Raw genomic sequence first — 24,618 nt, 5'->3', positions numbered from 1 at the left:
CGTTCACAGGAGTTACTATGTCTTCCCACAATAACCCGTACACCCTGAAAGATATTTCTCGCCCTGGCGGTGGATTTGCCATGTTGGCCGTCGATCAGCGTGAAGCAATGCGTTTGATGTTTGCGGCTTCCGGGCATGCTAAACCGGTAGCGGATAGCGTTTTAACTGATTTTAAAGTCTCTGCGACGCGCATTTTGTCCCCCTATGCTTCTGCGGTCCTTGCCGATAAGCAGTTTTGCCTGGATCAGATCGTGTCACAGGGTGCGGTGGCTGATTCATGCGGCCTGATTGTCGCTGCCGATCGTTTTGTCCCTGGTAATGGTATCCCGGTAGACAGCGTTGAAATTGATAAAGCTATTGACCCTCATCAGGCGCGCCAGATGGGCGCAAAGGCAATGAAACTGTTGGTGCTGTGGCGTGAAGATGAACCTGCGCAAGTACGCCTGTCGATGGTGAATGAGTTCGTTGAACGCTGCCGTAGTGCCGGGCTGGTCAGTATTATTGAACCGGTGGTGCGTCCTCCTCGCTGTGGTTGGGAGTTTGACCGCGAAGGCGCCATTGTTGCCGCGGCAGCAGAACTCGGGAACACCGGCGCCGACCTCTATAAAGCAGAAATGCCGTTAGGCGGTAAGGGTGATGAACCGACGTTACTCGCCGCGTGCCAGAAACTGAATGATCAAATGAAGATGCCCTGGGTCATTCTCTCCTCGGGCGTTGAGGCGGATATTTTTGGTCGTGCGGTTCGCATTGCAATGAAAGCGGGGGCCTCAGGGTTCCTGGCCGGGCGAGCCGTGTGGGCTTCGGTCATTGGCGCTCAGGATCCGCAAACGATGCTGCGTGATGTTTCCGTTCCACGCCTGCAGCGTTTAGCTGAAATCGTTGATGAAGGTATTGCTCAACGCTAATCACCGGTTCATAACGAATTTGGAGAATGACAATGGATAAAATTACCCAGGTTTTATTTTCTGATATTGGGAGCGTCACGACCCAGTATGTTGAAGTGCCACACCAGGAACTCAAACCCCATGAAGTTCGTATTGCACCGGTATTCTATGGAATTTGCGGGTCTGACCTGCATGTGCTGAAGGGGGGACACCCGTTTGCTAAACCCCCTGTTGTCCCAGGACATGAAATTGCTGCACGCGTAACGGAAGTCGGTAGTGAGGTCAAAGAGGTTAAACCGGGTGACCATGTTGTCGTCGACCCCATTATGGCGTGTATGGAATGTCGTGCCTGTAAAGCAGGCCGCTTTAATCTGTGCGAGCCTCCACAGGTTGCGGGTTTCCGTGCACCAGGGTTTGCTCGTTCGCAGCATATTGTACCGGCGAGAAACTGCCATGTTGCACCTGCCTCCCTGCCTCTGAAAGTGCTGGCGTTCGCCGAACCGGCCGCCTGTGCGCGCCACTGTGTTAATCGTATGCCGAAAGCCTCACTGGAGAGCGTGTTGGTGATTGGTGCAGGGACCATCGGCTTATCCATCGTTCAGGCACTCCGCATTATGGGCGCGGGGAAAATTACCGTTATTGAACCCGATGCCGCCAAACGAGCGTTGTCATTAAAGCTTGGTGCAGCTGAAGTCTGGGCTCCCGGCGAGCTTGATCCGCAGGTTCGCTTTACGGGAGCGATCGATGTGGTAGCTGCTCAGGCAACGCTAAATGATGCCTGCACTCGCGTCTATGCCGGAGGGACGGTGGTATGCATGGGGGTGCCGAGCGGCCCTCGTGAAATTCCTCTCCCTATGATGCAGCGTTTTGAACGGGATTTGCTGAATTCAGGCATGTACATCCCCGAGGATTTTGACGTGGTGATTGGGTGGCTCTCCGATGGCCAGTTTGACACCCGTGAACTGGTGACAGATCTGTTCCCGGTCGAAGATGCGGCGAAGGCGTTTGAACGTGCACAACAAAATGATTCCATAAAAGTCATGTTGCAGTTTGCTGAGGTTGAATGATGTAACCCTCTGTCTGGCGCTGCAAAACAGCAGCGCCACCCTACATACAACAATGAAAAAGGATACTGCGATGAGTCAAATCACCAGTCCTGTAACTTATTCAATCAGCCGTCCCCAAGACGTGATTGATATTGTTAATAAAAACTCAGCTGTTAATACCAGCATCGGCGTTATTTTTATCGCGCTGGGTGGCATTCTCATTGACGCTTATCAGGCGGCGATGGTGGGATTTGGCAATAAATACATTGCTGCTCAATTCGGTATTTCACCGGGTCTTGCGGCAACGGTGAACGCTTCTGTTTTAGTGGCGGCCCTGATCGGTGGGTTATTAGCAAACCGGGTGATTAACCGTTTTGGTCAAAAGCGGGCGTTTATCATCGGGATGGGACTATGCACGATAGGCGCCGCCGCCGTCGCCATCGCCCCCAACATCTGGTGGGTGCTGGTATGTCGCGTGATCATGGGATTTGGCCTGGGCATTGATTTTCCTCTGGCAACAAACGCCGTGGCGGAGCTGCGGGGTTCCACATCTAAGAAAACCGGGTCGTCAGTTAACCTTTGGCAAATGGCATGGTACGTCTCAACAACCGTTGTCTATCTTGTATTGCTTCCGTTACTTCTGTCCGGAGTGGCTGAAGAACAACTGTGGCGTTATGGGATTTTCGCGGGGGCGATTTTCGCCGTCATTATTATGATCCTGCGCTATTTCTTCATCGGTGAGTCCGCCATGTGGGCTGCGCGTGTTGGGCGTTATGAAGAAGCCTGCGGCATTCTGGCAGCCCGCTATGGCGTTCACGCTCGCGTGGCTTCGCCATCATCAGAATGTTCGTCATCTGTGAAGCCAGAAGGTAAGTTCCGCGGCGGGTATGGCATCCTGTTTAACGCGCGCTATCGTAAACGCACTATTTTAGGCTGCGTTGTGGCGACCATGCAGGCCTGGCAATATAACGCAGTCGGTGTTTATCTGCCTCTGACGCTTGCGGGGATATTGAGTGGAGGATTGACCGGAGCGCTAACCGGTTCTGCGGCTGTGAACGCACTCTGCGGGATTACCGGTGGATTGATTGGTTCACTCATTCTTCAGCGCTTAGGTACACGTCTGCAGTCGATGTATGGATTTGCCTTAGTGACCATTGCCCTGCTGGCGTTAGGCGCATTAGCGACGACCAACCCATGGCTTTCTTTAGGTTTATTGGGCGCCATCATTTTCTTCCATTCTGCAGGGCCTGGCGGTTTAGGGATGACTATCGCAACCCTCTCCTATCCTCCCAGCATTCGTCCAACTGGTGTGGGATTCGCACGAGCGATTATGCGTACCGGAGCCATTGCCGGGCTTATCTTCTGGCCTATGCTGTGGGGCGCATTAAAAACAGAGGCGTTTTATTGGCTGGCAATTGTGCCTTTCCTGGGATTCCTGACTTGCGTGTTGATTAACTGGGAACCCCTTGGCGCGAATGTGGACGCTGAGGATGCTCAGGTGCTGGCCGAACTGGAGAAATGATCGTACGCGTCGATTGATATCGACGCGTTTACTCCGAAGGCTCTCCACCTTTTGAAGTCATTTTGTTGAGCACATCTCTCGTCGACCTGGAGAGGAAAAATGATGTCTGAAAGATTACCGATACCGAGAGAAGGGCTATCCGGCAAGGCCATGAGACGAGTTGTCATGGGGAGCTTCGCTGGTGCTCTGATGGAATGGTACGATTTTTTTATTTTCGGCACGGCTGCGGGACTGGTGTTTGCTCCTCTGTTTTTCCCTGACAGCGATCCTTTTATTGGTTTGATTGCCGCATTCGCAACCTTTGGCGTGGGTTTTTTAACCCGTCCATTAGGCGGGATTGTTTTTGGCCATTTCGGTGACAAAGTTGGGCGAAAAATTACGCTGATCTGGACGCTGGGTATCGTAGGGACTTCAACCTTCTTAATTGGCTTTATTCCTACCTATCAGGATATTGGTATTTGGGCCCCCGTCACGCTGATGGTTCTTCGTCTGATCCAGGGTTTTGGCCTTGGCGGAGAATATGGCGGAGCGGCATTAATGACGATTGAGTCGGCTCCTGAGGCAAAGCGCGGATTCTTAGGCGCTCTACCACAAACCGCTGCTTCTGTTGGAATTATGCTGGCAACCGGTGTGTTTGCGCTTTGTAATCATTTTCTGACCCAGGAGCAGTTTCTTTCCTGGGGATGGCGTATCCCATTTTGGCTTTCTGCCGTAATGCTGATTGTCGGGATGTTTATCCGTCTTCATACCGAAGAGACTCTGGATTTTAAAAAGCAGAAGCCGTCGGTATCACATGAAAAAGTCGCGCCGCCGTTGATTGAGCTCTTTCGTAAACATCCGCGCAATATTCTTCTCGCACTTGGTGCCCGGCTGGCGGAGAGCGTTTCGTCAAACATCATTAATGCCTTTGGTATTGTCTATATTTCCAGCCAGCTGGCGTTATCAAGGGATATCCCATTAACCGGGATGCTGATCGCGTCGGCGATTGGCATTGTGTGTTGCCCTTTGGTGGGGTGGATCTCCGATCGTATTGGGCAGCGGAAAATGTACTTATTTGGCGCGGGTTTCTGCGTCCTTTTTGCCTTTCCTTTCTTCTTTTTACTGGACACGAAAAGTACCCCGATCATCTGGTGCAGTATGATCCTGGGCTATAACCTTGGGCCAACCATGATGTTTGCCGTGCAGCCCACGCTATTTACCCGCATGTTTGGTATTCGGGTCCGTTACACCGGTCTTTCATTTGCCTACCAATTTTCTGCCATTCTCGGGGGGTTAAGCCCCCTGATTGCTTCCAGCCTGTTGGCTTTAGGTGAGGGGAAACCGTGGTATGTCGCACTGTTCCTGTTTGTAGTTTCAACTCTTTCATTCATCTGTGTCTGGCTTATCGAGCCACATTCAAACAATAAAAAAGACACGAAGAAACCATTAACTTCTTACCGCTATATCCGAGAACAATCACATGAAAACTGAAGGAAATAATCTGCATCATCTCGCGCTACAGCGCGCTTTTGACGCCCCCTGGCCAGGGCCAGAAGGCAAGGCCGTTTCACTGGAGCATGGTCATATTCGGCTCAAGGTCTATCCGCATGACGGCGCCAGGATGACATCGCTACAGGCGTTTGGTTTTGAGGTCTTGCGGCAGTGGGCTCCGCAGCGAAGGGCGTTTCAGTATGGCTGTTTTCCGATGGTGCCCTGGGCTGGGCGGCTGGGCGATGCGACGCTTAACGTAGGAGGTAAACGCTATACTTTGCCGGCGAATAAACCTCCGCATGCCTTGCACGGGATGGCCTGTTATTCAACATGGGAAATTGTCGAGCATAAAGCGGAGGCGCTGACGCTGCGTATGCCGCTGGATTCACCCTGGCCCTGGCAAGGGGAAGTATTGCAAACGCTGAAAATTGAAGAAGATAGCGTCATTCTGCGTCTTGAAATCCGTTCAGCATCGGAAACATTTCCTGCGTCTGCTGGCTGGCATCCGTGGTTTGCTAAACGGCTTGATTTGAATACGGATGACGAGTTACAGGTCATCTTTAACGCCGACTGGCAAGAAGAGGCGGGGAGCAATGAGTTACCGACGGGCAATAGGATATCCCCTCAGCCGGGCCCATGGGACGATTGTTTTGGATTTTCTTCCGGGGTTAATGTCCGATTGCAGTGGCCTGGCAAGCTGAATATGGTGATGACATCACCCGCGCAAAGCCTGGTTGTGTTTGATAAACAGCCTGATGCAACATGTGTTAATCCCATCACTCAGGCGCCGAATGCGATTAACCATTCACCGCAGTTTGTCGCTCCAGACGCTCCGCAGATCATTGAAACACGCTGGTCTTTTAAAGAAATTTTATGATCCTCGATAAACACCCGACTCAGGGCGGGTGTTTTCTGCTTTTAACTCCGTAGTCAAACACCCTCTTTCCCGCTACAGTTAATCTTTCATGGCGCGGAAGGAGACAAAAATGCTCTATATCTTTGATTTAGGTAATGTGATTGTCGACATCGACTTCAACCGGGTACTTGGGACATGGAGCGATTTGAGCCGCATCCCGCTGGCAACGCTCAAGCAGCATTTCACCATGGGCGAGGCGTTCCATCAGCACGAACGTGGTGAAATTAGCGACGAAGCCTTTGCCGAAGCGATGTGCCATGAAATGAATATGCCGCTGAGCTACGAGCAGTTCTCCCACGGCTGGCAGGCTGTTTTTGTCGCCCTGCGCCCGGAAGTGACCGCCATCATGCAAAAACTGCGTGAGCAGGGGCACCGCGTGGTTGTCCTGTCGAATACCAACCGCCTGCATACCACTTTCTGGCCGGATGAATATCCGCAGGTCCGGGCCGCTGCTGACCATATCTATCTTTCCCAGGAGATGGGAATGCGCAAGCCCGAGGCGCGGATCTATCAAAGCGTTCTGCAGTCGGAAGGTTTTTCTGCTGAAGATACGGTCTTTTTTGACGATAACGCCGATAATATAGCGGGAGCTAACCTGTTGGGGATAACCAGTATTTTGGTGACCGGAAAGGAGACTATCCCCGCCTACTTTGCGAAATAACTATGCTCAAAACCGTTCATCAAAAAGCAAGGCATCGTATCCGGCCCCTGATGGCCTGGATAAAGCTGCTCTGGCGGCGTATTGATGAAGATAATATGACGACGCTGGCGGGGAACCTCGCCTACGTGTCGTTACTCTCCCTGGTACCGCTGATTGCCGTTGTCTTTGCGCTGTTCTCGGCATTTCCGATGTTTTCTGAGGTCAGCGGGCAGATTCGCCACTTTATCTTTGCCAACTTCATCCCGGCAACGGGGGATGTTATCCAGGGGTACATCGAACAGTTTGTCGCGAACTCCAGTCGGATGACGGCCGTCGGGGCTTTTGGACTGATCGTGACGTCGCTGCTGCTGATGTATTCGATTGATAGCGCGCTGAACACCATCTGGCGTAGCGCGCGTACCCGGCCCAAAATTTACTCTTTTGCCGTTTACTGGATGATTCTGACGCTGGGGCCGCTGCTGGCGGGGGCGAGCCTGGCTATCAGCTCCTATCTACTGTCGCTGCGCTGGGCAAGCGAACTGAACAGCGTGATTGATGATGTGCTGCGTATCTTCCCGCTGATTCTATCGTGGGCGGCGTTTTGGCTGCTCTACAGCATTGTACCGACGACTCAGGTACGCAATCGCGATGCGATCGTCGGGTCGCTGGTGGCGGCGCTGCTATTCGAGGCGGGCAAAAAAGCGTTTGCCTTATATATCACGGCATTTCCGTCGTACCAGCTGATTTATGGCGTCATTGCCGTGGTGCCGATTTTGTTTGTCTGGGTGTACTGGACGTGGTGTATCGTCTTGCTTGGGGCAGAAATTACTGTCACTCTCGAGGAATACCGCAAACTTAAAAAAGAAGAAACAGAATAACTATGATTGCATTAATTCAGCGCGTATCCCGTGCAAGCGTAACCGTGGAGGGCGAAGTGACGGGTGAAATCGGCCCGGGGCTTCTGGTCCTGTTGGGCGTCGAGAAAGACGATGATGAGCAAAACGCGAATCGCCTGTGCGAACGCGTGCTTGGCTATCGTATTTTCAGCGACGCCGAAGGAAAAATGAACCTGAATGTGCAGCAGGCCGGCGGCAGTGTTCTGGTCGTCTCACAGTTTACGCTGGCTGCGGATACCGAACGCGGCATGCGCCCGAGCTTTTCCAAAGGGGCCGCTCCTGACAGAGCGCAAGCGCTGTATGACTACTTTGTCGAGCGCTGCCGCCAGCAGGAAATGAACACACAAACCGGGAGATTCGCTGCGGATATGCAGGTCTCACTGGTGAATGATGGTCCTGTGACCTTTTGGTTGCAGGTATGAGCCAGCTTCCGGGCCGGCTGCGGGTAACAAAAGAGAGTACAGCTATGTATCACCTTCGTGTACCGCAAACAGAAGACGAACTCGAGAGCTACTATCAGTTCCGCTGGGAGATGCTGCGCAAGCCGCTTCATCAGCCCAAAGGATCGGAGCGTGACGCCTGGGATGCAATGGCACATCACCAGATGGTGGTCGATGAAGAAGGCAATCTCGTTGCCGTCGGGCGGCTATATATCAATGCGGAGAACGAGGCTTCTATTCGCTTTATGGCCGTTCACCCGTCGGTGCAGGATAAAGGGCTGGGGACGCTGATGGCGATGACGCTGGAGTCCGTAGCCCGTCAGGAAGGGGTTAAGCGCGTAACCTGTAGCGCTCGCGAAGATGCGATGGACTTCTTTGCCAAGCTCGGTTTTGTTAACCAGGGCGAGATTACCACGCCAACCACCACGCCCGTTCGCCATTTTCTGATGATTAAACCCATTGCCTCGCTGGACGACATCCTGCACCGCGGCGACTGGTGCGGACAGCTGCAGCAGGCCTGGTATCAGCATATTCCGCTCAGCGAAAAAATGGGCGTACGCATCCAGCAGTACACCGGGAAAAAATTCATCACGACGATGCCCGAAGCCGGTAACCAGAACCCGCACCATACCCTGTTTGCCGGAAGCCTGTTCTCCCAGGCAACGCTGACCGGCTGGGGGTTAATCTGGTTAATGTTGCGTGAACGGCATCTGGGGGGCACGATTATTCTCGCCGATGCCCATATACGCTACAGCCAGCCGATTAGCGGCCGCCCGAGCGCCGTGGCCGACCTGGGTTCGCTCAGCGGCGATCTCGACCGCCTGGCGCGCGGACGTAAAGCTCGCGTCCAGCTGCAGGTTGAGCTGTTTGGCGGTGACAGCCTGGGCGCTATTTTTGAAGGTATTTACATCGTTCTGCCCGCGAAGCCGTTTGGTTCGTATGAAGAGGGCGGGAACGAAGAAGAGTAATTCCCGCCGTATCGATTATATCGACCGACCTGGTGAACGGACTCGCCAGGCGACATCTCCCATAGCATCGCGCGCCGCAGCACTGATACCGCCCAGCTGAAAGAAACCATGAATCACGCCAGAATAGCGCTGGCAGGTACAGGCCACGTTCTGTTCGATCATCCGTTGGTACAGCGCTTCACCTTCATCACGTAGCGGATCATATTCGGCGGTAAGGATGTGCACGGGCGGCAGGCCGCTGAAGTCGTTACGCCACAGGGGGCTGGCCTCCGGGTGCGTTAAAGGTGTGGAAACCAGGTACATTTCGTAGCCGCTCAGCAGCGTATCCCGGGTGATGATGTAATCACTGCCGTTGCTGATATAGCTTGCAGAAGCTGCGGTAGCATCCAGCATGGGATAAATCAGAATCAGCTGCGCCGGTTGCCAGCCTTGCACGGCTTTCAGCCGTAGTGCGGTCACGAGCGCCAGGTGGCCACCCGCGCTATCGCCGGCAAGGGTAATTTGTGAGGCATCCACCCCAAGCTGCTCCGCATGGCGCCGGATTATCCGGGCTCCGCGTTCCGCATCATCGTGTGCGGCAGGAAAGGTATGCTCGGGTGCCAGCCGGTACTGCACGGCAATCACCCGGCAGCCGCTTGTATACGCCAGCTGCCGCAGCTGTTTATCGTGGGTCGCGAAACCGCCGCTGATAAAGCAGCCGCCGTGATAGTAAATAACGGCAGGCAGCGTACCGGCCGCATTCTGCGGCGATACCACGCGAAAGTTCATGCCTTCGAGAGTGATATCGTCCACCTGTACGCGGGTTTCCGTCTCGCCGGCCAGGACCGTGCTGGCGATATAGCCGTTTCTCCGGTCATCAATATGTTGCTCTCGCGAAGCGGGGCGACCCGCATCGATAAAGGCCTGAACCTGCTCTGCAATACCTTTTTCCAACGCCATTTTTTACTCCTTTAAACTGTATGGGCATACAGTGTTATAGCCTGGTTTGGGGCAAAAGAAAATGGCGTTTCTGATGGCGGGTGGATGATGGATAGCGGCTCGCAAAAGTGAAGTTCACGGCTGATGCAAAGAAGGGGATTGTGGTGAAATGGGTGAGTCGGGCAGCGTGTGCCGCCCGACATGAGAGCTGATTTACTCCCCTTCACCCGGGAACATGAACGGGTTGATAGAGCTTCTGGCGAAGCCTTCCTGCTCCATGTGTGCGTCCAGCACCAGCGAGGCAAGATCGTCCGCGACGGCTTCCACTTTCGGGTCTTTTTCCTGATACAGAATCTTCAGGTAAGTCCCACAGTCGCCGCAGCTTTCGGCCTTAATGGCCGCCTGTTCGTTATCCAGCGACCAGTAGTGCAAATCGCGGCTCTGTTCGCAGTTGCTGCATTTCACGCGCACGACGTGCCATTCGGTTTCGCACAGGTTGCAGTGCAGGTAGCGCAAACCCTGCGTGGTGCCAATTTGCACCATGCTGGATACCGGCATCGAGCCGCAAACCGGGCAATACTGGCGCTGCTCGCCGTATTCGGCGCGCGCTTTGCCAGGGATCAGGCTTGCCATCTGTGCCCAGTAGAGCGACAGCGCAGCCCAGATAAACGGCGCTTTGTCGCTGCTGACCGACGCAAAGTCGGAGACGAACAGAGCGCTTGCCATCAGCTCCAGCTCCTGCTCAGAGGCCTTCTCGAGGTTTTCGATCACGGCCAGCGCCGGGCCGCTCATCTCTGGCTTCAGCTCGGCAATCAGCGAGTGCAGGAGTTTGTGCCAGTGCTTATCGCGCGGCAGCACGTGAATATCCAGCGGCGGCTTGCCCTGATCGTTCGCTTCTTTGATGCGGGCGGTCAGATCCATCTGTAGCGGATGGTCGTAGAGCACCACTTCCTGGGCGTGAGCAATGAGCGCAGCAAAGCGCAGATAGTCGCCAAGCGGGTTGCTGGCAGCCAGCTCACGCAGACGCTCTGCACGGCGGTTATAAAGATTTTTCAGCCTGGGGAACAGTAACGGCGGAATGTACTCCGCCGTGCGTTTCTCGCTCGAACCCAGCTCATCTTGCGGGATTATGCGAATACTCATTCAGTCTTTTTTTCCTGTTTCTGGCGAACTTCTCGGTACCAGCGAGGGTGATGTTTCTTCGCCCATGTATTGGTAACCCAGCCTTCCACCATCGCGGTAATGGTGCCTTTCACCCACAGGGCGGCGTAAATATGCACCATGATAACCACAATTAGGGCAACTGCGGCAAATGAATGCAGCATTAACGCTAATCGGATTACCGGGATTGAGAACGCAGGCGCAAAATACGGACGCCAGATGATCACACCGCTTACCAGCAGCAGAACCAGGAAAATAATCGCCGCCCAGAATACGCATTTCTGACCGAAGTTATAGCGCCCGGTGTCACCCACTTCCTCGTTGACGACGATCTTACGAATATTCTTCGCCCAAAAGATATCATCCCGATTGATTAGGTTATGGTGCCAGTAGCGGAAAAACATGATGATAAATGAGGCAAACATAATGACACCGACAAACGGGTGCAGAATACGCGCCAGTTGTGGAGTGCCCATGATTTGCATCAGCCAGTTGAAGGACGGGAAAAAGAATCCCAGTCCGCTTATCGCCGCCAGCATGAAGCAGAAGGCGGTGACCCAGTGGTTGATGCGTTCCGGCGCCGTGTAGCGCACGATGGTGTCACGTCTTTTCATTTGCGCACCTCGTCATTCTCTTCATGCAGGTTGTCTTCTTCCTCTTCCGCACGGTTCGGACCGACACCGACATAGTGGAAGATACTGGCTGCGAAGGTCGCGGCAAATCCTACCGCCGCGAGCGGTTTCCAGATGCCTTTCCAGAACTTCACTGTCGCGCTGATTTCCGGGTTTTCTGGCAGACCGTGATACAGATTCGGCTTGTCGGCATGGTGCAGCACGTACATCACGTGCGTTCCGCCAACGCCGGCCGGATCGTACAGACCCGCATTGTCATAACCGCGAGTTTTCAGCTCGGCAACGCGCTCACCTGCCAGCACTTTCATATCCTCTTTGGATCCGAAGTGGATGGCGCCCGTCGGACACGTTTTCACGCATGCCGGTTCCTGGCCAACGGTGACACGGTCTACGCACAGCGTACATTTGTAGACGCGGTTGTCTTCCGGATTGAGGCGCGGCACGTTGAACGGACAGCCTGCAATGCAGTAGCCGCAGCCGATGCACTGTTCGGACTGAAAATCGACGATACCGTTGGCATACTGAATGATAGCGCCTTCTGACGGACAGGCCTTCAGGCAGCCCGGATCGGCGCAGTGCATGCAGCCATCCTTACGGATAAGCCATTCCAGCTTGTCGTTCTGCTCCACTTCCGAAAAGCGCATGACCGTCCACGATTTCGCGGTCAGATCCGCGGGGTTATCGTACACCCCGACGTTGCTGCCGACTTCATCACGGATATCATTCCATTCTGAACAGGCGACCTGACAGGCTTTACAGCCAATACAGGTGGTGACGTCGATTAGCTTCGCGACTTCCTGCTGGTGGTCCCGCGCCTGAGGCGCGGGAGTGAAACCGTTAGTCGCGGAACGACGAATAATGTCTTGCGATTGATAAGCCATAAGTCGTCTCCGTTACACCTTTTCCACGTTCACGAGGAAGGCTTTAAACTCCGGCGTTTGCGTGTTCGCATCGCCGACAAACGGTGTCAGCGTGTTGGCGATAAAGCCTTTCTTCGCCACCCCTTCATAGCCCCAGTGAATAGGAATACCGATGGTATCGATATCCTTACCATCCACCTTCAGCGTGCGAATACGCTTGGTCACCACCGCCTTGGCTTTAATGTAGCCGCGGTTGGAGGAGACGCGAACGGTATCGCCATGCGCGATGTTGAGCTTGTTCGCCAGCTTCTCGCCGATTTCCACGAACTGTTCCGGCTGGGCAATTGCATTGAGCAGCGCGTGCTTGGTCCAGTAGTGGAAGTGCTCGGTGAGACGATAGGTGGTGCCAACATACGGGAACTTATCCGCTTTACCCATCTGCTCAAGATCGCCTTTAAAGACGCGAGCAGCAGGGTTAGAGATGACATTCGGGTGCAGCGGGTTGGTGCCCAGAGGCGTTTCAAACGGCTCGTAGTGTTCCGGGAACGGACCTTCCGCCATCTTATCAATGGCAAACAGGCGACCCATACCTTCGGGCTGCATGATAAACGGCCCGACGTCGGTGCCCGGTGCGGCGGCACTGTAGTCCGGAATGTCCACGCCGCCCCATTTTGCGCCGTCCCATTTCAGCAGCTGGCGTTTCGGATCCCACGGTTTACCCTGCGGGTCCGCGGAGGCGCGGTTATACAGAATGCGACGGTTGAGTGGCCATGCCCAGGCCCAGCCCAGCGTATTACCCAGCCCTGACGGGTCGGCATTATCGCGGCGTGCCATCTGGTTCCCGTCCGGCGTCCAGCTCCCGGCGAAGATCCAGCAGCCGCTGGACGTTGTACCGTCGTCGCGCAGTTGAGCAAAGGAACTGAGCTGCTGCCCTTTTTTCACAATCACTGCGCCGGTGGCAGGGTCGGTAATATCTGCCAGCGCCTTGCCGTTGCTCTCCATCGCCACTTCTTCCGACGCGGGCTCATGTGGCGTGGCATAGTTCCAGGTCATATTCAGTACCGGTTCCGGTACCGGGCCGCCGGTTTCGGCGTACATTTTCCGCAGACGCAGGAAGATGCCGGCCAGGATCTCACCATCGGTAGCCGCAATCCCCGGGGCGTCCGCGCCTTTCCAGTGCCACTGTAGCCAGCGTCCGGAGTTCACGATGGAACCGTTCTCTTCGGCGAAGCAGGTGGAGGGCAGACGGAAGACTTCGGTCTGGATTTTTGACGGATCGACATCGTTCGATTCACCGTGGTTTTGCCAGAAGGTGGACGTCTCGGTGTTGAGCGGATCGATAGTCACCAGGAACTTCAGTTTCGACAGCGAAGCAACGACTTTGTTTTTGTTCGGGAAAGAGGCTACCGGGTTAAAGCCCTGGCAAATATAGCCATTGACCTTGCCCTGGTTCATCATCTCGAAGTACTGCAGGACGTCGTAACCTTTATCCCACTTCGGCAGCCAGTCGAAGCCCCAGCTGTTCTCTGCCGTAGCTTTATCGCCAAAGAAGGCCTTCATCATCGAGACGAAGAATTTCGGGTAGTTGCCCCAGTAGTTCACCTGATCTTTCAGCAGCGGTTTCGGCGTGTTGGCGGCCAGGTAGGTTTGCAGGTCGGTCTGCTTCTCACTCGGCAGCGTCATATAGCCCGGCAGGCTCTGCGACAGCAGCCCCAGGTCGGTCAGACCCTGAATGTTGGAGTGGCCGCGCAGGGCGTTCACACCGCCACCGGCCATGCCCATGTTACCGAGCAGCAGCTGGATCATTGCCATGGTACGGATGTTCTGCGCACCGATAGAGTGCTGCGTCCAGCCGAGAGCATAGAGGAACGAGGCCGTTTTATCATGCGCGCTGGTTTCAGCGATGTACTCGCAGACTTTCAGGAAGTCGGCTTTCGGCGTGCCGCAGATATTCTCCACAACCTCCGGGGTATAGCGGGAAACGTGCTGTTTCAGCAGGTTCCATACGCAGCGCGGATGTTGCAGCGTCGTGTCGCGTTTGGCGAAGCCGTTTTCGTCCAGCTCATAGTTCCAGCTGGTCTTATCGTATTTGCGGTTCGCCGCGTCATAGCCGCTGAACAACCCGTCATCGAAGCTGTAATCCTCACGCACGATCAGGCTGGCGTTGGTATAGGCTTCGGTGTACTCGCGGTTGAATTTTTCGTTATTCAGCAGATACAGAATGACGCCTGACAGGAAGGTAATGTCAGTACCGGAACGAATTGGAGTATAGAAGTCGGCTACCGACGCAGTACGCGTAAAGCGTGGGTCGATAACAATCAGCTTCGCACCGTTGTGGATTTTGGCTTCCATCGCCCAGCGGAACCCTACCGGGTGCGCTTCAGCGGCATTACCGCCCATCACCACGATCAGGTTGGCGTTTTTAATGTCAACCCAGTGGTTGGTCATCGCACCGCGACCAAATGTTGGAGCAAGACTTGCTACCGTTGGTCCGTGTCAGACGCGCGCCTGGTTGTCGACCGCGAGCATACCGAGCGCGCGGGTGAATTTCTGCGTTAAATAACCGGTTTCGTTACTGGAAGCCGAAGCGCACAGCATACCGGTGGTCAACCAGCGGTTGACGGTCGTGCCTGCGTCATTTTTGGCAATAAAGTTGGCATCGCGGTCTTCTTTCATCAGCTTCGCGATGCGATCGAACGCGTCGTCCCAGCTGATTTGCTGCCACTTATCGGAGCCTGGCGCACGATATTCCGGGAATTTCAGGCGACTTTCTGAATGGATAAAGTCGACCAGACCGGCCCCTTTCGGGCAGAGCGCACCACGGTTGACCGGATGGTCAGGGTCACCTTCGATATGAAAGATGGATGCTTTGGCGTTTTTTGCACCGTCGCCGAGGCTATACATTAACAGCCCACAACCGACAGAACAGTACGTACAGGTGTTACGGGTTTCACGGGTACGCAGCAGTTTATATTGCCGGGTCTCCGCGAGCGCAATCGCAGGGGCAAAGCCCAGCGTTGCAGCCGTTGTGCCTGCCATACCGCCAGCGCAGATCTTAAAGAACTGCCTTCTGCTGACCTGCATGGTTCACTCCTTGTATCGACATTGTCACATGTAGTTATTTACTTTGCGGTAAGGGCCGCAAAGGTTCAGAATTGGGGTTGATCACCCTTTCACTTGAAGGGGTATGCAAAGAATACCACATTGTGTGTATGCCTGTTCCAATATGGTTAAGACAAAGTGAATAAGAACCCTCCCGAACAAATTGAAAATGTGACAAATGTCACGGGATATCGTCAGGTCACGCTCTGGAAGCGCGATAATTTGCAACATCCGCAGTCTGACGAATTAGCCGAAGAAGTTCCTGTCGCGCTGGTCTATAACGGTATCTCGCACGTTGTCATGATGGCCTCTCCCAGAGACCTGCAACGATTTGCCGTCGGTTTTTCATTATCCGAAGGGATTATTGAAAACCGACGGGAGATTTATGGGATGGAGGTGGTGCAGGCATGTAACGGCCTGGAGGTCCAGATCGAGCTTTCCAGCCGTCGTTTTATGGGGCTGAAAGAGCGTCGGCGCGCGCTGGCCGGGCGAACCGGGTGCGGCGTTTGTGGCGTTGAGCAACTGAACGATATCGGCAGGCCGGTGAAACCGTTGCCTTTCACGCAAACCTTCCGCCTGGCCAATCTCGATCTCGCGCTGGAGCAGCTTCGCGATGTACAGCCGATTGGCCATATCACCGGCTGCACCCACGCGGCGGCCTGGCTGCGTCCGAACGGTGAGCTGGCGGGCGGGCACGAGGATGTCGGGCGGCACGTCGCACTGGATAAACTGCTCGGGCGACGCGTCGAAGAGGGTGATGACTGGCTGTCTGGGGCGGCGCTGGTTTCCAGCCGCGCCAGCTACGAGATGGTGCAGAAAGCGGCAATGTGCGGTGTAGAAATCCTGTTTGCGGTTTCCGCTGCGACCGCCCTGGCGGTGGAAGTCGCGGAGCGCTGTAATCTGACGCTGGTGGGCTTTTGCCGACCGGGCAGAGCGACGGTTTACACGCATCCGCAGCGGTTGAACGCAGGTTAAATATAGTTCAGTTTTTTTGAATGATGAGAGCAAATCCTTCCGCTTTTAGTCATGGGTTGTGAGGTCTATTATTTATCACATCAAGGCAAATCACCTTACCCAAACAACTAAATGAAGGATTTACATCATGAAAAACATCAAAACTTTTGCTGCAGTTATCGCTCTTACCGCTTCCTTTGGTGCTTTCGCTGCGCAGTCAGTGAGCGCAACTTCCTCCACAATGGACGGCGCGGAAGCGAAAATCGCAGCCCAGGCGCAGGCCGCGGGTGCTTCTTCTTACACTATCACCGAAGCCTTCACCGGTAACCGCGTACACATGACGGCGGAACTGAACAAATAAAACTGGCATCACCGTCGAAAGAGCGCCTGTGGGCGCTTTTTTAATGGATGCCGGCCAGGCGTAGCAGCGCCGTGACCACGGCTGCCGAGATAATCACCACGATCAGCGGTATTTTGCACCAGGCAAGACAGACGGCGAAACCCACCCCCAGCACCCGCGCCATTCCGGAAAAATGCTCGCCTTCATAAAAAGTAGTCGCCAGGGCTACAGAAAACAGCAGCACCGTTGCCGCATCAGAAAGCAGCGCCTGAGAACGTTCAGAGAGCGCTAACCGATTGCCGAGCTTCGCCCCGCCCAGACGCATCAAATAGGTTCCTGCCGATAAAATCGCCATGCCGACGATAAACAGTGTGATATCAGCCATTATTTTTTCCTCGCCATTAAGCCAAGCAGAGAGAGCAATACCGGCAGACCGACCGGTGCGAAGGGGACTGTTGCGAGGGACAACGCTGCGCCGCTGCAAGCGCGGATTAAGGTGGTGCGATTTTTAAACGCCGGTATCACTAACGCCAGCAATATTGCCGGGAATACCGCATCCAGACCGATGGTTTCCGGGGCGGGTAGCAGCTTTCCAACCATGGCACCGAACAGAGCCCCTGCGGGCCAGACGATCGCCACGCCCAGGCCGCATAGCCAGTAGGCGGCTTTACGCTGTTCCGGTGTTTTTTGCGAGAGTCCGAACACCACGCTTTCGTCATTCATAATATGGCAGCCCAGCAGGCTGACGCCGCGCTTGCCAACCAGGTCGCGTACCGTGACGCCGAACGGTACATGGCGGGCGTTGACCAGCAAACCCGCTGCCGCCGCGGCCAGAGGATTGCCACCGCTGGCGATAATGCCAATAAACATAAACTCAGACGCGCCTGCCAGTACCGAAATGGAGAGCACAAACGGGACCCAGACCGGGAAGCCATAGGCCATCGCCAGCGAGCCATAGGACACGCCGACAATGCCGACTGCCAGGCACACTAAGCCTATCGCTTTTATCGTGTCTGCTTTGAGACAGGAGAGCTGCTGCTTCATACTATTTAGCCATATCGAACGAATTTCCATTATAATGAACGCAACAGTATCGATTTTCAAGACGAACGAATCGTTCGATATAAAAAACGCGGAGCCGTGTATGACACAGCCAATTAGCCTGATTGCCAAAAGTCTGGTACGTGAACGTGCGCGAACCGGGCTGTCGCTGGCAGAAGTGGCGCGCCGGGCGGGTATTGCTAAATCAACCTTATCGCAGCTGGAATCGGGCAACGGTAATCCGAGCCTGGAAACGCTGTGGGCCCTCTGTGTTGCGCTGGATATTCCTTTTGCGCAGCTGCTGGAACCCCAGGCGCAAAAGACACAGGTATTGCGCCGCGGTGAAGGCACCAAAGTGGTGGCCGAACAGGCCCATTACCAGGCTATTTTGCTGGCGACCTGTCCGCCGGGCGCCCGCCGCGACATCTATTTATTGCTGACGCAGCCTGGCGCCGATCGGGTCTCTCATCCTCATCCGCCGGGGTCGGTAGAGCATATTATTATCACCCAGGGACGCGCGCGGGTCGGGTTGACCGAAGCGCCGGAGGAGCTGGGTGAGGGCGATTACATCTGTTATCCGGCGGATCAGGAGCATGTTTTCCAGGCGCTGGAGCCGGACACGCAGGCTATCCTGGTTGCTGAACAGAACTAACGAGAGGGCGCGGGTGCCACGGCTCTTGCTGGACGCCATCTCCGTATTGCGGGAAACTAGCCGCATTCTCCGCGAAGACAGGGATACTTATGTCGCTGAAAGCCATTGCTAAAGAACTTGGGATTTCGGTCACCACCGTCAGCCGTGCGTTAAACGGATATGACGACGTGTCGCAGGAGACGCGCGCCCGCGTTGAGGCAGAGGCAAAACGCCGCGGCTATCGGCCCAATACCTTCGCCCGGCGTCTTAAAATGGGCAAAATAGATGCCGTGGGTCTGGTGTTCCCGGTGAGTCCGGCCCCGCTGAATAACACCGTCTTTCTCGATATGGTCGGGGAAATCAGCCATGAGCTGGCGCGCTATGAAATTGATTTGTTGCTGATAGCAGATGATGAACAGGCGGATAAACATGGCTACATGCGCATGGTACAAAGCCGCCGGGTTGATGCGCTGATCGTGGCGCACACGCTGGATGACGATCCGCGACTGACGCAGCTGCTCTCTTCCGGTTTTCCTTTCCTTGCTCTTGGCCGTAGCCGACTACCTCAGCCCTATGCCTGGTTTGATTTTGATAACTATGCCGGCACGTATCGTGCGACCCGCTATTTAATCAGCCAGGGCCATCGACGCATCGCCCTGCTGGGAGAAAACAACAGTCAGGCATTTATCTCTCAGCGGCGTAACGGGTATCTGGATGCGCTACGCGAAGCCGGTCTGTCAGACAGTTGGCTGCGCAGCGTACCGCCCACCCGGCGCGGTGGATACCAGGCGACGCTGGAGCTTTTACGCCAGCCAGAGCCGCCGACGGCGATCGTCACTGACTGTAATTCGCACGGCGACGGCGCGGCAATGGCGCTCTCGCAGCTGGGAAGACTGACCGGCGATAGTCGTGTGTCATTGGTGGTCTACGACGGATTGCCGCAGGACAGTATTATCGATACCCAGGTGGCTGCCGTGATTCAGTCCACTCGCCAGGGCGTCGGCCGACAGATTGCCGATATGGTCCGGCGGCTGATTGCCGGTGACGATCTCTCCTCTTTACAGGTGCTATGGCAGCCTGAATTCATCCCCGGCGAAACCGCCTGATCCTCCTTCCGCGACGCTAATTTCTGCACTCGATCACGGATCCGAAACGTTTTGGTTGTTACCCGAAACGTTTCGGATCAACAGTAAGGCATTCCTTGTTGTGGAGATGTCTGATGTCTGATTCGATTTTACGCCTGCAAAGCGCCACGGTTGATGTGGTGATAAAAACCCACCCTTTCGCCGAAATTATCTACTGGGGGCCGCATGTAGCCCACTTTTCGCCGCAGGATGCTGACAGTCTTGCTCGCCCAATCGCCAACGGCCGCCTCGATGTTGATTCGCCGGTCACCTTAATGGCCGAGCTGGGCCACGGCCTGTTCGGTGCGCCGGGGATCGAAGGGCATCGTCAGGGGCTGGATGGCTCGCCGGTCTTCGCCACGACGGAAGTCGCCCAGGAGGGGCAGAATTTAACGATTACCAGTGAAGATAAACACGCTGGCCTGCGTCTGGTCAGCGAGATTGAGCTCGATAGCAGCGGTGTCCTGCGCGTCCGACACGGTTTAACTAATCTTCACCCGCAGCCCTGGCAGGTTGACCGCCTGGCCGTGACGCTGCCGGTTGCCGAACGCGCCCGCGAGGTCATGGCGTTCCACGGCCGCTGGATCCGTGAATTTCAGCCGCACCGCCTGACCCTGGAGCACGACAGCTTTGTGCTGGAAAATCGCCGGGGGCGAACATCCCATGAGCATTTTCCAGCGCTGATTACCGGCAGTCCATCGTTTCGAGAAATGGAGGGCGAGGTGTGGGGCGTTCACCTTGGCTGGAGCGGCAACCACCGCCTGCGCGCGGAAGTGAAAACCGACGGTCGGCGTTATTTGCAGGCGGAAGCCTTATATCTGCCGGGGGAAATGGCGCTGGCGGAAGGGGACACGCTGTGGACACCCAGCCTCTACGCCAGCTATTCCACGCAGGGGCTGAACGGCATGAGCCAACAGTTCCACCGCTATCTTCGTCAGCAGATCATTCGCTTTCCGGACAATAAACCGCGCCCGGTACATCTCAATACCTGGGAAGGGATTTACTTCGACCATGACCCGCAATACATCATGCGCATGGCTGATGAAGCGGCGACGCTGGGCGTCGAGCGTTTCATTATTGACGATGGCTGGTTTAAAGGGCGCAACGATGATTGGGCGGCGCTTGGCGACTGGTATCTCGATGAGAAAAAATACCCCAACGGCCTGACGCCGGTGATTGAACATGTGAAGTCGCTGGGCATGGAATTTGGTATCTGGGTTGAACCGGAAATGATTAATCCAAATTCGGATCTGTATCGTGCGCACCCGGACTGGGTCCTTGCACTGCCGGGCTATACGCCACCGACCGGGCGTCATCAATATGTTCTGAACCTCAATATTCCCGAGGCGTTCGACTATCTGCTGGCGCGGATGAGCTGGCTGCTTGGCGAACACCAGGTTGATTACGTGAAGTGGGATATGAACCGTGAGCTGGTGCAGCCGGCGCATAACGGTAAAGCAGCGGCCGATGCGCAAACCCGTCAGTTTTATCGTCTGCTGGATACCCTGGTCGCTCGCTTCCCGCATATCGAGTTTGAATCCTGTTCTTCCGGCGGTGGGCGCATCGATTACGAAGTACTCAAACGCAGTCACCGTTTCTGGGCTTCGGATAATAACGATGCGCTGGAGCGCAATACCATCCAGCGCGGCATGAGCTATTTCTTCCCGCCGGAAGTGATGGGCGCGCATATTGGCAACCGGCATTGTCATGCGACGTTTCGTCAGCACAGTATCGCCTTTCGCGGGCTGACCGCGCTGTTTGGCCATATGGGGCTGGAGCTGGATCCGGTCAGCGCCGATGAACAGGAGCGCGCAGGCTACCGCAAGTATGCGGCGCTCCATAAGCAGTGGCGCGACGTTATCCATCATGGCGTGCAGTGGCGGCTGGATATGCCAGACGCTACCACCCTGGCGCACGGCGTGGTCAGCGAAGATAAGAGCCAGGCCCTGTTTCTCGTGAGCCAGCTGGCGATGCCGGATTATGGCCTGATGGCACCGCTGCGCATGGCGGGTCTGGAGGCGGGAGCGCGCTATCGCATTACGCTCCTTGATCACCCGAATATTCAGATAACGGGGGAAGGAGGCCACACCATGCGCAGGCTACCGGCGTGGATGACCTCACCGCAAACGGTGAGCGGCGAGTGGCTGCAACAGGCGGGACTGGCGCTGCCGATTCTCGATCCGGAAAGCGCCATTTTGATTGGTCTGCAACGCGTGTGATGGCAATGGGCCGCCCGGCGGCCCTTATTGAGGAATACAAAATGAACCCGACCGCCTGTACCCATAAAAACAACCCTAACTTCTGGATTTTCGGGCTGTTCTTCTTTCTCTACTTCTTCATCATGGCCACCTGCTTTCCGTTTCTGCCGATCTGGCTGTCGGACGTTATTGGGCTGAACAAGACCGAGACCGGCATCGTGTTTTCCAGTCTGTCTCTTTTTGCGATTTGTTTTCAGCCAGTGCTGGGCGTTATCTCGGATAAACTGGGGCTGAAGAAGCATCTGATGTGGGTCGTCTCCGTCCTGCTGGTGCTGATTGCGCCGTTCTTCCTTTACGTGTTTGCGCCGTTATTAAAAACCAATATCTGGATCGGCGCGTTAAGCGGCGGTGCCTATATCGGCTTTGTTTTTTCCGCAGGCGCCGGAGCGATGGAGGCGTATATCGAGCGCGTCAGTCGTAATAGCGGGTTTGAGTACGGGAAAGCGCGTACCTTTGGCTGTCTGGGATGGGCGCTGTGCGCCACCACGGCGGGAATGCTGTTTAGCGTGAACCCTGAATGGGTATTCTGGATGGGATCGGCCGCGGCATTGCTGCTGCTGGTGCTGGTGGCTATCGCTAAGCCGCAGGCCAGCCAGGCGACTCAGGTGCTGGACTCTCTGGGAGCCAATCGTCCCGCCGTGGATTTGAAAACCGCAGTGCGCATGTTCCGCCAGCGTAAAATGTGGATGTTTATTTTGTATGTGGTTGGCGTTGCCTGCGTCTATGACGTGTTCGATCAGCAGTTTGCCACTTTCTTCAAATCCTACTTCGCCACGCCGGAAGCGGGAACCCGGGCATTTGGCTTTGCCACCACCGCCGGGGAGATCTGCAATGCCATTATCATGTTCTGCTCGCCGTGGATTATTAACCGTATTGGCGCCAAAAATACCTTGTTGATTGCCGGGACGGTAATGGCGGCTCGCATGATCGGCTCATCTTTTGCGACCACCGCGCTGGAGGTGGTGGCGCTGAAAATGCTGCACGCGCTCGAGGTCCCGTTCCTGCTGGTGGGGGCATTTAAATACATTACCGGCGTTTTCGATACCCGTCTGTCGGCGACGATTTATCTGGTTGGTTTCCAGTTTGCCAAGCAGGTGGCGGCGATTTTCCTCTCCGCATTTGCCGGCAATATGTATGACCGGATTGGTTTCCAGGACACCTATCTTATTCTCGGTGGTATCGCGCTGGTGGTAACCGTTATCTCGGCGTTCACTCTGTCGGGTAAAACCGCCCTGGGGAGCGTTGAGGGCAAAGCGATGACGACCTGATCGTACGGGCCAGCCGCACACAAATCACGACGCCGCAGTGACCCGCGGCGTCGTGTCTTTATGCCCGGTTCCCGGGCGAGTTAGTCGAGGAAAAATACCTCGGTGAGCTCATCGCTGAGCGGGCTGTTATCGGCATGGGTGGCCATGACATCCCGCATATGGCGCCACCAGCGCTGGCAAACATCGGTGCTGGCGACCGCATTCCACCGTGCCTCAGATTCAATTTCTACCGTGGCGAAGAGCAGGTGGCGCGTGGCATCGAGATAAATCGCGTAGTGGTGCGCGCCGTGCGCCTTGAGCACCGCTTCCAGCTCTGGCCAGATGGGTGTATGGCGGCGCTGGTACTCCTCATGCGCATCCGGGTTGACCTGCATGACAAAGGCTTTGCGGATCATAAGGCCTCCAGATAGAGCTCGCGGACCTCATCGCGGCTGGCGCTACGCGGGTTGCACGGCGCGCAGGGGTCGGCCAGGGCTTTATCCAGCCAGCCTTCGATATCCGCTTTGGTGATGCCAAGCTGGCTGAAGCCTTGCGGGATACCGACCCGGTTGCTCAGCGCGCGAATAGCGCTAATGGCCTCGATGCTGGCGGCTTCATCGCTCAGGCCGTGCATGTCTACGCCCATGGCCTGTGCCACTCGGGCAAAGCGTGCGACGGCATTCGGGCGGTTAAAGTTTTCAATAACCGGCAGCAGGATAGCGTTGCAGACGCCATGCGGCAGGTTGTGGGTGGCGCCGGGCTGATGCGCCAGCGCATGGACCAGCCCCAGCCCGGCGCTGTTAAATGCCATGCCCGCCAGATACTGGCCGAATGCCATTTGTTCGCGGGCCTCGAGGTTATGCCCGTCCTCAACGGCCTTTGGCAGCCACAGCGCAATCAGGCGAATGGCCTCCAGGGCGTTCGCGTCGGTAAGCGGATGGGCACCGACGGAAACAAATGCTTCGATAGCGTGAGTCAGGGCATCCATCCCGGTTGCAGCGGTGATGGACGGCGGAATATCCAGCATCACGCTGGCGTCATCTACCGCAATATCCGGGATGATATTCGGGTCGATAATTACTTCTTTGACCTGGCGACCGGAGTCGATAATCACCGCGTTGCTGGTCATCTCCGCCGCCGTACCGGCTGTCGTATTAATTGCTACCAGCGGGACGCCGGCATTTTTCACCTTGCCGACGCCGGAGTAAGCAGTGGAAGGCCCCGGGTTAGCGGTAAGGATTTTTACCGCTTTGGCGGTATCAATCGGACTCCCTCCGCCAAAGGCGATAAGGTAATCACAACCTGCATCCTGATACGCCGCGTAGCCTTTTTGTACCAGCGCCTCGGTAGGATTAGGAAACACCTCATCGAACAGATAATAAGACATCTGCTGCTTATCCAGCGCGGCGAACAGGCTGTCGAGCAGGCCCAGCTTCACCAGTTGACCGTCGGTGACGATCAGCGCTTTGCCCCACTGCTTATCCGCGACCAGATTCACCATATCGCCGATTGCACCCGCGCCGTGGAGGCTGATTTTGGGAAGTGCCAACATAAAACTCATCATAATT

General features: G+C 55.5%; 24 protein-coding genes. 15 read left to right on the top strand and 9 right to left on the bottom strand.

Features of this window, described 5'->3' with window-relative positions; genetic code table 11:
• The first annotated feature begins 17 nt into the window (after positions 1 to 17).
• From ACMYSK_RS19005 to fabY, 9 genes are all read left to right on the top strand, one after another.
• On the top strand, positions 18 to 905 hold the full coding sequence (locus ACMYSK_RS19005) for an aldolase (protein WP_434637765.1): 888 nt from the start codon (positions 18 to 20) through the stop codon (positions 903 to 905).
• A 32-nt stretch (positions 906 to 937) separates the two neighbouring features.
• Positions 938 to 1,951 (top strand): zinc-dependent alcohol dehydrogenase, encoded by a 1,014-nt coding sequence (locus ACMYSK_RS19000; protein ID WP_434637763.1) that lies wholly within the window; start codon positions 938 to 940, stop codon positions 1,949 to 1,951.
• 70 nt (positions 1,952 to 2,021) lie between these two features.
• Positions 2,022 to 3,452, top strand: coding sequence for an MFS transporter (locus ACMYSK_RS18995; RefSeq protein WP_434637762.1), 1,431 nt, complete (start codon positions 2,022 to 2,024; stop codon positions 3,450 to 3,452).
• Between the two features lie 102 nt (positions 3,453 to 3,554).
• Positions 3,555 to 4,922: an MFS transporter gene (locus ACMYSK_RS18990; protein ID WP_434644205.1), complete on the top strand. Its 1,368-nt coding sequence runs from the start codon at positions 3,555 to 3,557 to the stop codon at positions 4,920 to 4,922.
• The gene (locus ACMYSK_RS18985) at positions 4,912 to 5,799 is read left to right on the top strand and encodes an aldose 1-epimerase (RefSeq protein WP_434637760.1); all 888 of its coding nucleotides are present in this window, start codon (positions 4,912 to 4,914) and stop codon (positions 5,797 to 5,799) included. Before ACMYSK_RS18990 ends, ACMYSK_RS18985 begins: the two co-directional genes overlap by 11 nt.
• Positions 5,800 to 5,908: 109 nt before the next feature.
• Positions 5,909 to 6,499: a glucose-1-phosphatase gene (yihX, locus tag ACMYSK_RS18980; RefSeq protein WP_434637758.1), complete on the top strand. Its 591-nt coding sequence runs from the start codon at positions 5,909 to 5,911 to the stop codon at positions 6,497 to 6,499.
• Positions 6,500 to 6,501: 2 nt separating this feature from the next.
• Complete coding sequence (locus ACMYSK_RS18975) at positions 6,502 to 7,356, top strand: virulence factor BrkB family protein (protein WP_434637756.1); 855 nt, start codon at positions 6,502 to 6,504, stop codon at positions 7,354 to 7,356.
• A 2-nt stretch (positions 7,357 to 7,358) separates the two neighbouring features.
• On the top strand, positions 7,359 to 7,796 hold the full coding sequence (gene dtd / locus ACMYSK_RS18970) for a D-aminoacyl-tRNA deacylase (RefSeq protein ID WP_434637754.1): 438 nt from the start codon (positions 7,359 to 7,361) through the stop codon (positions 7,794 to 7,796).
• Between the two features lie 44 nt (positions 7,797 to 7,840).
• On the top strand, positions 7,841 to 8,782 hold the full coding sequence (gene fabY / locus ACMYSK_RS18965; RefSeq protein WP_434637752.1) for a fatty acid biosynthesis protein FabY: 942 nt from the start codon (positions 7,841 to 7,843) through the stop codon (positions 8,780 to 8,782).
• Positions 8,783 to 8,797: 15 nt separating this feature from the next.
• Here the strand turns inward: fabY and ACMYSK_RS18960 are convergent, their stop codons facing one another.
• The 5 genes from ACMYSK_RS18960 to fdnG all read right to left on the bottom strand — a co-directional run bounded on the left by ACMYSK_RS18960 (position 8,798) and on the right by fdnG (position 15,437).
• Entirely contained in the window at positions 8,798 to 9,721 is a 924-nt protein-coding gene (locus ACMYSK_RS18960; RefSeq protein ID WP_434637751.1) for an alpha/beta hydrolase, read from the bottom strand.
• Between the two features lie 192 nt (positions 9,722 to 9,913).
• The gene (gene fdhE, locus ACMYSK_RS18955; RefSeq protein WP_434637749.1) at positions 9,914 to 10,843 is read right to left on the bottom strand and encodes a formate dehydrogenase accessory protein FdhE; all 930 of its coding nucleotides are present in this window, start codon (positions 10,841 to 10,843) and stop codon (positions 9,914 to 9,916) included.
• On the bottom strand, positions 10,840 to 11,475 hold the full coding sequence (gene fdoI, locus ACMYSK_RS18950) for a formate dehydrogenase cytochrome b556 subunit (RefSeq protein WP_434637747.1): 636 nt from the start codon (positions 11,473 to 11,475) through the stop codon (positions 10,840 to 10,842). Before fdoI ends, fdhE begins: the two co-directional genes overlap by 4 nt.
• A complete protein-coding gene (gene fdxH, locus ACMYSK_RS18945; protein ID WP_434637745.1) occupies positions 11,472 to 12,374 on the bottom strand; it encodes a formate dehydrogenase subunit beta in 903 nt (300 codons plus the stop codon). Before fdxH ends, fdoI begins: the two co-directional genes overlap by 4 nt.
• A 12-nt stretch (positions 12,375 to 12,386) precedes the next feature.
• Positions 12,387 to 15,437, bottom strand: coding sequence for a formate dehydrogenase-N subunit alpha (gene fdnG / locus ACMYSK_RS18940; RefSeq protein ID WP_434637742.1), 3,051 nt, complete (start codon positions 15,435 to 15,437; stop codon positions 12,387 to 12,389).
• Positions 15,438 to 15,593: 156 nt separating this feature from the next.
• Between fdnG and fdhD the strand changes: the two genes are divergently transcribed.
• Both fdhD and ACMYSK_RS18930 read left to right on the top strand, forming a co-directional pair.
• Complete coding sequence (gene fdhD, locus ACMYSK_RS18935; protein ID WP_434637740.1) at positions 15,594 to 16,430, top strand: formate dehydrogenase accessory sulfurtransferase FdhD; 837 nt, start codon at positions 15,594 to 15,596, stop codon at positions 16,428 to 16,430.
• A 127-nt stretch (positions 16,431 to 16,557) separates the two neighbouring features.
• Complete coding sequence (locus tag ACMYSK_RS18930) at positions 16,558 to 16,770, top strand: YdgH/BhsA/McbA-like domain containing protein (protein WP_434637738.1); 213 nt, start codon at positions 16,558 to 16,560, stop codon at positions 16,768 to 16,770.
• 40 nt (positions 16,771 to 16,810) lie between these two features.
• Here the strand turns inward: ACMYSK_RS18930 and ACMYSK_RS18925 are convergent, their stop codons facing one another.
• Together ACMYSK_RS18925 and ACMYSK_RS18920 are read right to left on the bottom strand one after the other, a co-directional pair.
• The gene (locus ACMYSK_RS18925) at positions 16,811 to 17,134 is read right to left on the bottom strand and encodes an AzlD domain-containing protein (protein ID WP_434637736.1); all 324 of its coding nucleotides are present in this window, start codon (positions 17,132 to 17,134) and stop codon (positions 16,811 to 16,813) included.
• Positions 17,134 to 17,793, bottom strand: coding sequence for an AzlC family ABC transporter permease (locus tag ACMYSK_RS18920; protein WP_434637734.1), 660 nt, complete (start codon positions 17,791 to 17,793; stop codon positions 17,134 to 17,136). The genes ACMYSK_RS18925 and ACMYSK_RS18920 overlap by 1 nt, the downstream gene beginning before the upstream one ends.
• Positions 17,794 to 17,893: 100 nt before the next feature.
• Between ACMYSK_RS18920 and ACMYSK_RS18915 the strand changes: the two genes are divergently transcribed.
• The 4 genes from ACMYSK_RS18915 to ACMYSK_RS18900 all read left to right on the top strand — a co-directional run bounded on the left by ACMYSK_RS18915 (position 17,894) and on the right by ACMYSK_RS18900 (position 23,071).
• A complete protein-coding gene (locus tag ACMYSK_RS18915) occupies positions 17,894 to 18,442 on the top strand; it encodes a helix-turn-helix domain-containing protein (RefSeq protein WP_434637733.1) in 549 nt (182 codons plus the stop codon).
• Positions 18,443 to 18,531: 89 nt separating this feature from the next.
• Positions 18,532 to 19,527: a substrate-binding domain-containing protein gene (locus ACMYSK_RS18910; protein ID WP_434637731.1), complete on the top strand. Its 996-nt coding sequence runs from the start codon at positions 18,532 to 18,534 to the stop codon at positions 19,525 to 19,527.
• Between the two features lie 113 nt (positions 19,528 to 19,640).
• On the top strand, positions 19,641 to 21,764 hold the full coding sequence (locus tag ACMYSK_RS18905; protein ID WP_434637729.1) for an alpha-galactosidase: 2,124 nt from the start codon (positions 19,641 to 19,643) through the stop codon (positions 21,762 to 21,764).
• 41 nt (positions 21,765 to 21,805) lie between these two features.
• A complete protein-coding gene (locus tag ACMYSK_RS18900; protein ID WP_434637727.1) occupies positions 21,806 to 23,071 on the top strand; it encodes an MFS transporter in 1,266 nt (421 codons plus the stop codon).
• An 80-nt stretch (positions 23,072 to 23,151) separates the two neighbouring features.
• Here the strand turns inward: ACMYSK_RS18900 and rhaM are convergent, their stop codons facing one another.
• Together rhaM and fucO are read right to left on the bottom strand one after the other, a co-directional pair.
• A complete protein-coding gene (gene rhaM / locus ACMYSK_RS18895) occupies positions 23,152 to 23,466 on the bottom strand; it encodes an L-rhamnose mutarotase (protein WP_434637726.1) in 315 nt (104 codons plus the stop codon).
• Positions 23,463 to 24,611 (bottom strand): lactaldehyde reductase, encoded by a 1,149-nt coding sequence (fucO, locus tag ACMYSK_RS18890; RefSeq protein ID WP_434644202.1) that lies wholly within the window; start codon positions 24,609 to 24,611, stop codon positions 23,463 to 23,465. Before fucO ends, rhaM begins: the two co-directional genes overlap by 4 nt.
• Positions 24,612 to 24,618: the final 7 nt, after the last annotated feature.

The organism is Klebsiella sp. I138, assembly GCF_051131765.1.
In the GTDB taxonomy this organism is placed as follows: domain Bacteria; phylum Pseudomonadota; class Gammaproteobacteria; order Enterobacterales; family Enterobacteriaceae; genus Klebsiella.
This window is presented reverse-complemented; position numbering and strand designations above follow the sequence as displayed.